We start from the raw sequence: 12,776 nt of genomic DNA on the forward strand, positions 1-12,776 counted from the left end.
GTGGCTCGGCATGAAAAATATTACAGAATCCATTGATTTACAATCTGAAAAAATCGGCCCCCGTCTCAAGGAAATTAGAAATTCATTGGAAATGACGGTAGAAGAATTCTACAGTCCACTGATGAAAGCCTTCAATAACGGCTCTTCAATTGAAAATAACAAGCGTAATCTGGGTAAACGGCTTGCAAAAGATATTATCGAATACTACAACATCAACCCCGATTATCTGCACACCGGCAAGGGGGAGAAGATACTGACGGTACGGCCGTATCACAAAAGGACTTTCCGGCCCCAACCAGACACAAGTGAGGAGAGCGTACCCTTTTTTGACGTCAAACTTACCCAATTGCAGGCGGCTGTCCCCAATATTTTCAGTGAGAGCACACCCGATTATTACGTAGACTACCGCCCCTTCAACGACTGCTCGGCTTACCTACCCATATACGGAGACAGCATGTATCCGCAGTTCGCCAATGGCGAAATCATTGCTGTTAAAGAAGTGACCAACTACGATGTCATTTTATGGGGCGAGGCGTACCTCGTGGTGACCGACGAACGGGCTAACAGCATAATAACCGTGAAACTCCTTCACCAGCACGACGATACCGGCAAAATCATCCTCCGGTCCAGCAATCCGGCATACGCCGGGGATACGGTTATCGACAAATCATCCATCATCCAATTGTATATTATCAAGGGCAAGATTACCCGGAACCAATTGTAATGTAATAGGGTGGTGGCATGGTTTCTTCCTGATAATGAAAGTAAACCTCAAAAAAATAAAAAAGATTAGGGCAGCCCGCGATTTTGGCATCGTTTTCGCTATTACCAGAGTAGGTTTAGGTTGATAGCCCCTAACCCCATTGGGGCGGCCGTCCCGACTAACGTCGGGACGGTTTTTTTATTTTCCGACTACTCCCATTGCCCCTTATTTGAAAATGAATTCCTTAACTTAGTTGCCGCACACTTATATTAATTCAAAACGTTAATTGCATCCCATGAAGAAAATCAGTTTACTTATCGCTACACTGTGCAGTATATTGGTCACTATGGCGCAGGAAGAAGCGCGGTTGCTCAGATTCCCGGCCGTACATGGCAATCAGGTAGCATTTACTTATGCAGGTGACCTTTACATTACGTCTGCCAACGGGGGAATGGCCCGACGCATAACCAGCCACCCCGGCTACGAGCTATTCGCCCGGTTCAGCCACGACGGCAAGCACATCGCCTTTACCGGGCATTACGACGGCAATACCGAAGTTTTCGTCATACCAGCAACAGGCGGCGAGCCAAAACGCATCACCTATACCGCCACCCTGGGCCGCGATGATGTGGCCGACCGCATGGGGCCGAATAATATTGTGATGGGTTGGACCGCCGACGACCAGCACGTGATTTACCGAGGCCGCGGCACCTCGTTCAATGCCTTCAAAGGTAAGCTTTACCTCGCCCCGCTCAGCGGTGACCTCAGCCGGGAACTGCCGTTTTCTGTGGCTTCATGGGCATCTTACAATGCCGACGGCTCCAAACTGGCGATGAACCGCGTATTCCGTGAGTTCCGTACGTGGAAATACTACCGCGGGGGAATGGCCGACGATATCTGGCTCGTCGACCCTGTGACAGGAACATCCGAGAATATCACCAACAATCCGGCGCAGGATGTATTCCCGATGTACTATAAAGATAAAATATATTTTGTGAGTGACCGCGATCGGATTGCCAACCTGTTCGTATACGATACACAAACCAAACTAACCGAGAAGGTGACGAGCTTCACTGAGTACGATGTGAAGTTCCCGACTTTGGGTGGCGATGCGATCGTCTTCGAAAACGGCGGTTACATTTACCACCACAATCTGCTGACTGGCCAAACCAAACAGCTCCATATCACCATTGCCGAGGATTTCGCCTCAGGCCGATCTAAACAGGTGGATGCGTCCAAATTTGTATACAGTGCCGACCTCTCCCCCGATGGCAAGCGGGCAGTGTTCGGCGCCAGGGGTGATGTATTTACCGTACCAGCCAAAACAGGGGTGACCCGCAACCTGACCCAAAGCAGCGGGGCACACGACCGAAACGTGGGGTGGAGCCCCGATGGCAAATGGATAAGCTTCATCTCAGACCGCACGGGAGAAGACGAACTGTACATCCAGCAGCAGGATGGGGCCTCTGCGGCAAAACAGCTTACCAAGGACGGGGGCGCGTATAAATTCAACCCCGTATGGAGTCCTGACAGCAGATACCTGCTTTATGGCGACCGTGGCCAAAACCTATATGCTGTGGATATCCAAACAGGCAGCAGCACATTGGTTGTACACGCAGATGAAGGCACCGTAGGTTCCTACACCTTTGCTCCCGATAGCAAATGGATCGCTTACACGTTACCAGGCAAAGCACGCGAATTTACCGTAATCAACCTCTTTAACCTAGATAGTAAAAAGACGGTGGCTGTAACCGACGCATGGTATAATAGCGGCCAGCCGGAATTCAGTCCCGATGGCAAGTTGCTTTATTTCGTGTCGCAACGCGATTTCAACCCGACCTACGGAAGCACGGAATGGAACCATGTATACAATGACATGAGCCGGCCATATTTCGTACGCTTGAGTGCCAATAGCAAGTCGCCATTTGTGGAAAAAAGCGACGAGGTAACGATAAAAGAAGATAGCGATGGCAACGACAAGGGAAAAGACGACAAGAAAGACCAAGACTCGTCAACGGACGAGGTCGCGGTAACGGTGGACGAGGAAGGGCTGGCCGACCGCATCGAGAGCCTCCCGGTTATGCCCGGGTCATATTTCGGCCTTGTAGCCACAGACGAGGGCCTCTACTATTCGAGCCGTGGGCGTGGCCGCGGCGGACTCAAGTATTTCAATCTTAAAGACAAAAAAGAAACCGATATCGGGGATTTTGGAAACTACAGCATCACCCTCGACCGTAAAAAGATCCTTATCCGTACCGGCGATGGCTTTTTTATCGAGGACCTCGGCAAATCGAAATTGACTCCCTCAAACAAAGTGGATTTAGGCGGGCTGAAAATAACGGTCGACTTGAAAGCCGAATGGAAGCAAATCTACGACGAAAGCTGGAGGCAAATGCGCGATTACTTCTATGCCCCCAACATGCACGGAGTAAACTGGGCAGCCATGCATGATAAATACGCACCGCTACTGCCCTATGTAAACCACCGTGACGACCTCACCTACATCATTGGCGAGCTGATTGCCGAACTGAATATTGGACATGCTTACGTGAACAGCGGGGACCGACCCGACGTGGACCGGATTCCAATGGGATTACTGGGTGCGGTATTGAGCCGTGATGAAAGCGGACATTACCGCATTGACAGCATACTCTCCGGCCAGAGCTGGAATAAGGACCTAGTGTCGCCGCTCCGTGCACCCGGCGTAGGGGCCAAACCAGGCGAATATATCATTGCCATCAATGGCACTTCGATGAGAGACGTAGACAATATCTACGAGACACTCATCGGCAAAGCGGGGCAATTGGTAGAGGTTGAAATAAGCGGTGATGCCTCGGGCCACGGTGCCCGCAAGGTATTGGTAAAACCTATAAGCGATGAATCGGCCCTATACTATCACGAATGGGTGCAGCAAAACATAGCCAAGGTGACGGCGGCCAGTGGTGGCCGTATCGGGTATGTGCACATCCCTGATATGGGTCCGGATGGCCTCAACCAATTCGCCCGGTATTTCTATCCGCAGCTGGACAAAGAAGCGCTTATCATCGATGACAGGGGTAACGGCGGTGGCAACGTATCGCCCATGATCATTGAACGGTTGCTCCGCAAGCCAGGCTTAGGCACGATGCGACGAAATAGCAAAACGGCATCCATCAAACCCGATGCACACGTGGGTCCAAAAGTGTGCCTCATCGACCAGTACTCCGCATCCGATGGTGACCTGTTCCCCTGGCAGTTCAAGTATTATGGTATCGGCCCGCTTATCGGCCAACGTACCTGGGGTGGGGTAGTGGGTATCAGCGGATCGTTGCCGTTTATCGATGGCGGCGACATGCGTAAACCCGAGTTTGCACATTTCGCAGCGGACGGTTCATCCTTCATAATCGAGGGAGAGGGTGTTCACCCAGACATCGAAGTGGTAAACGACCCTTACGACGAGTACCAGGGCAACGACAGCCAGTTGGCTAAGGGTATCAGTGTATTACTGGATAAACTAGCTGAAGGCGGTACAACAGGAGTCCCCACGATACCTGACTTTCCGGATAAATCAAAATAAAACAGAAAGGTTTCCCGATGGCTTTGCTCCCTTATCGCAAAGCCATCGGGATTTTTTATGACTTTATATCAAACCCGTGAGCCAGGCAGGATAAACACCGAGCAATAAGGTGATGAGCGCCGCCAAGAAAAACACCACACGATAAGGCCCACTAACCACTATTGCATCACGGTCCAACGGTTTGAAATACATGGCCACAATAACCCGGAAATAATAGAAGATACCCATGGCGGCATTGATAACGGCAAGCACTACCAGTAGCACCTGATAATCTGCCAATACGCCTGAGAACATCATAAACTTACCTACGAATCCTGCCGTAAGCGGTATCCCTGCCAACGATAACATGGCGATAGCGATGGCAAGCGACAAGTATGGGTTCTTTTTTGCCAAACCGTTGAACGCCTCAAAATGTTCGCTCCCCGTTGCCCTTTTAACAAGAATCAGTGACCCGAAACCGATAATGGTAGACAGTGAATATGCGGTGACATAAAACAACACCGAATTGGCTGAGGTAGCCCCGATGGCCACAATGGCGAATAATAAATAACCGGCGTGCGAAATACTGGAGTAAGCCAGCATCCGCTTCACACTCTGCTGCACAATTGCTGTCAAGTTACCTACAAATAAAGTGATAATGGTCATCACCAGAAGCACCGGTACCCAGAAGTCCTGCAAGGGAATAAAACAAAAATAGAATAGCCGTAGGAACCCGGCGATAGCCGCTGTCTTAACAACAGTCGCCATGAATATTGTAATCAATATCGGCGAGCCGTCGTAGACATCGGGAGTCCAGAAATGGAATGGCGCAGCACCCAATTTAAAGGCTAAACTAACAATCAACAGTAAGATACCGGCGTAAAATAATGGCGATATTCCTTGTGGATTTGATACAACATATTCCTTGATGGCAGCCAGATCAAACGAACCGCTGGCACCGTACAATAAAGCAATACCAAACAGCAGAAATCCCGTGGAATATGCGCCCATCAAAAAGTACTTTAATGCTGCTTCATTAGAAGCAAAGTCCTTCTTCCGGATACCTGCCAGAATATACAGTGCCACGGACATGATTTCTATTCCGATAAACAGCATCGCCAGGTTGTGGAACGACACGACCAGCACCGCACCGGTGAGCGAAAACAGGAGGAGTGCGTAGTACTCAGCGACATGCGGACTTGATTTATCGAAATAATCTTTGGATAATAGTAATACCAATATAGTCAGGATCACACATACTACCGAGAATACTACTGCAAAGTGGTCAAACAGCACCATACCGCTATACAGTGGTTCGGCGGTTTTACCCCATTGTACGCCGTATAGTACCACGGTGGCAACAAGGCCAAGCAGCGATACCGGCAACAGTGCTCTCCGGGCTTTAAATAGTCCTAGGTATAGCACTAATATAGCTAACAAAGACAACGTAATGATTGCACTCATGTTTCGTTTATTATCTTAATCCCTCCGGTAAATCTTCCGTGGGGTATGATTCTTTCGTTCTATTTAACCAGACTCACTTTATTGATTAATTCGGTAACTGCCGCCTCGGAGATACCCAGCAACGGCTTCGGATACACTCCGATACCGATCACCAATACCACTACCACTGCCAGTACAATCCATTCCGTCCCGCTGACGTCTGCAAAGCCACTGGTTTGGGCGTTCGGCTCGCCCAGCATCACTTTCTGATACATCCGCAACAGATACACGGCGGCCAGGATGATAGTAAGCCCACCGAATACAGCATACCAAATCCCGTATTGGTAAATACCTATCAGCAATAAGAACTCGCCGACGAACCCATTAGTAACCGGCAAACCGATTGCCCCCATCACAATGGTCAAAAACATAATCGCCAGTGCCGGTGCCGATTTGGCGATCCCTCCCATGGCTGCCAAATCACGTGTGCCCAACCGGCGGATAAGAATATCGGCAACAAAGAAAAGGCCCAATACGCTGATCCCGTGGTTGACCATCTGGATGATGGCTCCCTGCAATCCCTGTACGTTCCATGCAAAAACCCCGGCCCCTATGAGCCCTACGTGTCCAATGGATGAATAGGCAATCAGTCGCTTCGCATCGTTCTGCTTGAACGCGATGATGGATGCATAAACCACACCGATTATACACAGCACCAATGCCAACTGTCCATAGGCAGCTACCCCCAGCGGCGCAATCGGAATCAACCAACGGATAAGGCCGTAAACACCCATTTTGAGCATGATGGCAGCCAACAGCATGGTACCGGCTGTAGGTGCTTCGGTGTATGTATCCGGCTGCCAGGTATGGAAGGGGAAAATCGGCATCTTGATTGCAAAGGCGATGAAGAATGCCCAGAAAATCCACCGCTGCGTACTGGCGTCGAGTGCCAGCTGGTAAAACGAGCTAAGCTCATAATCGCCCGATGGTACTTGCACATGCAGGTAGATAATTGCAACCAACATCAATAGGCTGCCGAAAAAAGTATAGATGAAAAACTTAATATTTACACGGATACGGTTCTCGCCACCCCACAGCGCGCAGATAAAGTAAATCGGAATCAATGCCACCTCCCAGCCCACGTAAAATGCAAATGCGTCCAATGCGGTAAACACCAGCAGCAGCCCGGCCTGCATGAACAGCACCAACGCGTATAATCCACCTTTGTATTCGTAGCTGAACGCCGAAAGGATAATCAACGGAATCAGTCCGTTGGTAAGCAGCACCAATGGCAAGCTGATACCGTCAATACCGATGTGGAAGTTAATACCCAAGGCAGGTATCCACGCAAACCGCTGTTCGAATTGCATACTGGCATCGGGCACGAAATTGACCAAAAAAGGGATTGTAGCCGCCACGGAAATCAGCGAAACCAGCAACGCGAGTTGCTTAGCCGCACGCGGCTGCCTTACAAAGGCAAGTGCTATGGCTCCCAGTACCGGAATTAGTAATAGTATAAATAAGTTGTCCATGTACACGATATAACTTCGTCTCGATTAACCGTTAAAAACACCAAAGGCCAGAATCAGTACGGCCGCGATGACCATCATAAAGATATATGACCCCACATTGCCGTTTTGTAAGAGCCGTATCCCTTGGGCCGACTCGCCTACGCGCTTACCCAAGCCATTAACCAGACCATCGATTCCAGCCCTATCCACTATACGGTAGAAGAATACCGATAACGCATTAAGTGGGCGCACAACAAGGGTATCATATAATTCATCCACATAAAACTTATGGTAAGAGAGCTTGGCCAGTACCCCACGTGGAGCATCGTCTGCTTTCGGCACGGTACCTTTGACAGCATATTGCCGATAGGCCACCACGGCCATTACAATTGCCCCAACCGCCGAAACCGCCATAAGAACGTACTCAGTACTATGGTCTAAATGGAATGGCCCCGTAACTGCTGCGGAGTCGGCAAATACCGGGGACAGGAAATTGGCTAGCGCCTGACCTCCACCCAGTGCCGACGGCACATTCAGCAAGCCTCCCACGGCAGATAATACAGCTAGAATAATCAACGGTACCGTCATCGATGCCGGCGATTCGTGCAGATGATCGGCTTGCTCCGTGGTGCCCCTGAATTTGCCGAAGAACGTAAGGGATAACAACCGGAACATGTAAAATGCGGTAAACAGCGCCCCAACGAAACCAAGTACCCACAGCAGCTTATTCGCGGAAAAAGCATGGGCCAGTATCTCATCTTTGGAGAAAAAACCAGATAACGGCGGTATGCCAGCTATAGCAATTGTGGCTACTAACATGGTGACATAGGTGATGGGCAAATGCTTTTTCAGGCCGCCCATGTGGCGCATATCCTGTTCATCGCCCATGGCATGGATTACGGATCCCGCTCCTAGAAATAGTAACGCTTTAAAAAATGCATGGGTGATTACGTGGAAAAAAGCTCCCGTAAATGCGCCCACGCCGAGCCCCAAAAACATATAGCCCAATTGGGATACGGTGGAATATGCCAATACCTTCTTGATATCATTCTGTGTAATGGCAATGGCTGCTGCCAGCAGGGCCGTACAGATACCAATAGCGGCTACTATTTGAAGCGTGACCGGCGAGAGGGTAAATAGGATATTAGACCGAGCAATCATATAAATACCTGCGGTAACCATCGTAGCCGCGTGGATCAATGCCGACACCGGCGTTGGGCCGGCCATCGCATCGGGTAACCACGTAAACAATGGGATCTGGGCCGACTTACCTGTAGCTGCCACAAACAGCAATAGTGTGACTAACAACAGCGTGGTATCGCCCATAGCCATACCGGCAGCTTGGGGAAAGACACCGGTAAATTCCAGCGTACCGAAGGTATTGAATATCAAGAACACCGCAATCAGGAAACTGAGGTCGCCGATACGGTTCATCACGAATGCTTTCTTTCCGGCACTGGCAAATTCTTTATTCTTAAACCAAAACCCGATCAGAAGGTATGAGCACAGCCCTACGCCTTCCCAGCCAATGAACATCACGGCGTAGTTTGACCCCAGTACGAGCACTAGCATGAAAAAAACAAACAGGTTGAGGAATGCGAAAAACTTGGCAAACCCTGCATCATGTTTCATATAGCCTATGGAGTAGACATGGATAAGAAATCCGATACCCGTGACAATGAGCAGCATAATCGCACTCAGGGGATCCACCAAGAATGAAAGCGATACTTCCAAGCTTCCTGCAGCAATCCACTCGAAAACAGACTGTATAAAGACGGCGGGCTCACCAGCCTGCCGGGCTGTGTACACCTCGGCGAACACACCGCAGCTCAATAGAAAGGACGCCAGTACCACCCCGCTACCCAGCAGCCCTACCAAGGGCTTCGACAGCACATTCCTCCCCAATCCGTTGAGCAGAAAACCGACCAAGGGTAATAGTGGAATCAACCAAATTAAATCTATCATCTTTGTTAATCGTTCAAAATCTTCTATTCTCAAATCGCCAAGTCAACATTTCGCAATCACCCCCTTAGCCTGTTCAGCGCGTTGATGTCGACCGACCGTGTATTCCGATATACCATCACGATGATGGCCAAACCCACGGCAACCTCCGCAGCCGCCAGCGCCATGATGAAAAATACAAATACCTGCCCGGCTGCATCGCCATGGTGTACGGAGAATGCTGTCAGCAGTAAGTTCACCGAGTTGAGCATCAACTCGACGGACATCATGATGATAATGACGTTGCGTCGTATCAATACGCCCATAACGCCGATAGTGAAAATAATACTACAAAACAGGATATAATGATTGAGGGGCACACCCTGTATGTTTTGTACGATGGTTTCCATTTATACTTTCTTTGGATCGTTCTTGGCCAATAACACCGCTCCTACCATGGCGGTCAACAATAGAATCGAGGATATCTCAAAAGGTAACAGAAAATCGCTAAACAGCACCTTCCCGAGATTAGACACGAGCCCGATATCGGGGTTTTTAAGCACTACTGGATCTGAGATCTGCAATAGCCGGAAGGAGGCCGCTAAGGTCACCAGCAAGCACATCCCTGCAATTACACCCATAAATTTCACCAAGTTGGATTTAAGTGGCTCCGTATCCTTATTGAGGTTGAGCAGCATCAGCACGAAGAGGAACAGCACCATAATCGCACCCATGTACACGATGAAATTGACAACGGCCAGAAACTGTGCGTTCAAAAGGATATAATGCACCGTAAAGGTGAAAAAGGTGATAACTAGATAGAGTACGCTGTGCACCGGATTCTTGGTGAAGATGGTCATCAGCGCAAAAAAGATAGACAAAAAGGCTACAAAATAAAAAACGCTCATGCTGCTTTACTAGGGGTTATCCGCGGACTAAGCCGTGGGTTCATGTTTTTCTTTATAATCAAACCGGGGTTCCACCAATTTGTCTTTACCATAAATAAAATCCTTGCGTAAGTAATCGGCTGTCACATGCGGGCCATCCAAATAAATGGCCTCTTTGGGACATGCCTCCTCGCATAACCCACAGAATATACAGCGGAGCATATTGATTTCATATACCGCAGCATACTTTTCTTCCCTATACAGGTGTTCCTCCCCCTTTTGACGCTCGGCAGCGATCATGGTGATGGCCTCGGCCGGGCACGATAGCGCACATAATCCACACGCCGTGCACCGTTCACGACCCTCTTCGTCGCGCTTCAGCGAATGCTGCCCACGGAAATTCTTAGAATAGGGCCGCTCCACCTCCGGATACCTTACCGTAGGGATAGGTTTAAAAAAATGCTTGATGGTAATGGATAACCCTTTGAAAATTGCCGGGAGGTAAATGCGCTCCCAAAAACCCATGGGCTTCTGCTCAAAAACCTTCTTCCTATTACTTAGAGACTGCATATCGTTTCCCCCAACCAAATTTCATTAAAAAAACGTATCATTGATAATAGTAATAACTCCTGTCAGCACGATATTGGCTATTGCCAATGGAATCAAGACCTTCCACCCTAGATTCATCAATTGATCGTAGCGGAATCGCGGCAATGTCCACCGAATCCACATAAAGAAAAAAATGAAGGCAAAAATCTTCGCGAAAAACACGATGACGCCAATGATCGTAATCCAGTTCTGGGAGAGGCCAAGGTCGTACATGAAGGGGAAGTTATATCCACCGAAGTAGAGCGTAGCCATCAGTGCTGAGGAGACAAACATATTGATGTACTCGGAGAACATGTAAAGCCCGAGTTTCATCGATGAATATTCAAGGTTATATCCCCCGATCAACTCGGTCTCGCACTCAGGCAGGTCAAATGGTACACGGTTGCATTCCGCAAACGCGCACACCAGGAAAATCAGGAAACCCAGGGGTTGCACCCATATATTCCAGTTGACAAATCCCGATTGCTGCTCGACGATTTCCTTTAGCGAAAGGGTTTGGGTAACCATGAGCAACGCAATGAGGGCAAGGCCCATAGCCAGCTCGTAGCTGATGCTTTGGGACGCCGCGCGTACCGCACCCATCAGCGAAAACTTATTGTTTGAAGCCCATCCACCCAGCATGATGCCATACACACCCAAGGCAACCACTCCGAACATATACAGAACGCCGATATTCACATCCGTCACCTGCAGTTCTATCACGCGGTCGCCGATGGTAAGTGACTGTCCCCATGGAATGACTGCACTACCTATACAGGCGGTGATGATGGCAATGGTGGGGCCGAGGATAAACAGCGATTTATGGGCACCGGCCGGTATGATCTCCTCTTTGAAGAAGAATTTGCCTCCATCGCACAGTGGCTGTAGAATTCCAAAAGGGCCTGCTCGGTCGGGACCAAATCGGTCTTGCATGAACCCCGCCACCTTACGTTCGGCCAAAGTCGAATACATCGCAATCACCAAGGTGACCACAAAAATGAGGGTGACCAATACTACTTTTTCAATGACAAACGCCAATTCCATATCTTGTACTTCCAATTTTCCAAGTCAACACATTTTCTCTTCAACACGCCTTACGGTAGCAGCCGCTCTGTCCGTTCAAGCTGTTCCTTATTCGCCTCTTGCAGGGCTAAATTCTTTTTGACCACCGGTGGTGGATTGAACTGTTCGTAGTGGTTTGCAGAAATTACCGAAGTCCGCTTCACTTTCCGTGGTCCTTCAATGACCCAGTCGGCGGTCGCTTTCTTATCAAACCGGCATGTATTGCATATAAATTCTTCTGCCTCGCCGTAGGTATCCTTCCTTGCGGTAACTCGTAGCACCTCTTCTCCTTTATACCAGAGTGTCACCTTGCCGCTACATGTCGGGCAATCGCGGTGGGCCTCGACCGGTTTAGTAAACCACACCCTGTTTTTGAAACGGAATGTCTTGTCGGTCAGTGCGCCTACCGGGCATACATCAATCATATTACCCGAAAACTCATTGTCTACCGCTTTTTTGATATAGGTAGAAATCTCGGCGGCATCTCCCCGGCCCAACACACCGTGCACACGTTGTGGCGTAAGTTGGTCGGCCACCATCACGCAGCGGTAGCAGAGGATGCATCGCGTCATGTGGAGCTGTATTTTATCTCCGATATCAATCTTATCAAACGTACGCCGCTCGAATTCGTAGCGGGTATCTGCTAGACCGTGTTGATAGCTGAGGTCCTGGAGATGGCATTCTCCGGCTTGGTCGCATATAGGGCAATCGAGCGGGTGGTTAATCAGCAAGAACTCCACTACTCCTTTCCTGGCTTCGAGCACTTCCGGTGAGGTGATGTTCTGTACTTCCATCCCATCCATCACGGTCGTGCGGCACGAGGCTACCAACTTTGGCATCGGACGTGGGTCTTTTTCCGACCCTTTGCTTACCTTTACCAAGCACGTGCGGCACTTCCCGCCACTGCCTTCCAGTTTGGAGTAATAGCACATTGCCGGCGGCACCACGTCGCCACCGATCTGGCGGGCGGCATTCATTATCGTCGTTCCGGGAGCAACCTCAACCGGAATACCATCGATAGTCACCTTCAATTTAACATCTTCGGCCATATCATTTCCCCTATCAGCCAAGGCTTACGGTTTCCTGCCCGTGGCTATGTATTCAAT

10 protein-coding genes are annotated in these 12,776 nt (G+C 49.5%); 2 read left to right on the top strand and 8 right to left on the bottom strand.

The annotated features are described in order from the left end of the window. Positions 1-10: 10 nt before the first annotated feature. Both NGM62_RS00895 and NGM62_RS00900 read left to right on the top strand, forming a co-directional pair. Positions 11-724, top strand: coding sequence for a S24 family peptidase (locus NGM62_RS00895; RefSeq protein WP_262245214.1), 714 nt, complete (start codon positions 11-13; stop codon positions 722-724). A 274-nt stretch (positions 725-998) separates the two neighbouring features. Then, complete coding sequence (locus tag NGM62_RS00900) at positions 999-4,259, top strand: S41 family peptidase (protein WP_262245216.1); 3,261 nt, start codon at positions 999-1,001, stop codon at positions 4,257-4,259. Between the two features lie 63 nt (positions 4,260-4,322). On the opposite strand, the gene NGM62_RS00905 is transcribed toward NGM62_RS00900, so the two are convergent. From NGM62_RS00905 to NGM62_RS00940, 8 genes are read right to left on the bottom strand one after another with little or no spacing between them, the layout of a single operon-like run. Then, positions 4,323-5,702, bottom strand: a complete 1,380-nt coding sequence (locus NGM62_RS00905) for an NADH-quinone oxidoreductase subunit N (protein WP_262245218.1) — start codon at positions 5,700-5,702, stop codon at positions 4,323-4,325. A 59-nt stretch (positions 5,703-5,761) separates the two neighbouring features. After that, positions 5,762-7,213, bottom strand: a complete 1,452-nt coding sequence (locus NGM62_RS00910) for a complex I subunit 4 family protein (RefSeq protein WP_262245221.1) — start codon at positions 7,211-7,213, stop codon at positions 5,762-5,764. 24 nt (positions 7,214-7,237) lie between these two features. Beyond that, entirely contained in the window at positions 7,238-9,157 is a 1,920-nt protein-coding gene (nuoL, locus tag NGM62_RS00915; protein WP_262245223.1) for an NADH-quinone oxidoreductase subunit L, read from the bottom strand. 56 nt (positions 9,158-9,213) lie between these two features. Beyond that, the gene (nuoK, locus tag NGM62_RS00920) at positions 9,214-9,543 is read right to left on the bottom strand and encodes an NADH-quinone oxidoreductase subunit NuoK (protein WP_262245225.1); all 330 of its coding nucleotides are present in this window, start codon (positions 9,541-9,543) and stop codon (positions 9,214-9,216) included. Then, positions 9,544-10,041, bottom strand: a complete 498-nt coding sequence (locus NGM62_RS00925; RefSeq protein WP_262245227.1) for an NADH-quinone oxidoreductase subunit J family protein — start codon at positions 10,039-10,041, stop codon at positions 9,544-9,546. A gap of 27 nt (positions 10,042-10,068) precedes the next feature. Beyond that, complete coding sequence (locus NGM62_RS00930; protein WP_262245229.1) at positions 10,069-10,590, bottom strand: NuoI/complex I 23 kDa subunit family protein; 522 nt, start codon at positions 10,588-10,590, stop codon at positions 10,069-10,071. Positions 10,591-10,614: 24 nt separating this feature from the next. Continuing rightward, positions 10,615-11,652, bottom strand: a complete 1,038-nt coding sequence (nuoH, locus tag NGM62_RS00935; RefSeq protein WP_262245232.1) for an NADH-quinone oxidoreductase subunit NuoH — start codon at positions 11,650-11,652, stop codon at positions 10,615-10,617. A 50-nt stretch (positions 11,653-11,702) separates the two neighbouring features. Continuing rightward, positions 11,703-12,719 (bottom strand): 2Fe-2S iron-sulfur cluster-binding protein, encoded by a 1,017-nt coding sequence (locus NGM62_RS00940; RefSeq protein ID WP_262245233.1) that lies wholly within the window; start codon positions 12,717-12,719, stop codon positions 11,703-11,705. Between the last annotated feature and the right edge of the window lie 57 nt (positions 12,720-12,776).

The organism is Parapedobacter soli, from assembly GCF_025460835.1.
In the GTDB taxonomy this organism is placed as follows: domain Bacteria; phylum Bacteroidota; class Bacteroidia; order Sphingobacteriales; family Sphingobacteriaceae; genus Parapedobacter; species Parapedobacter soli.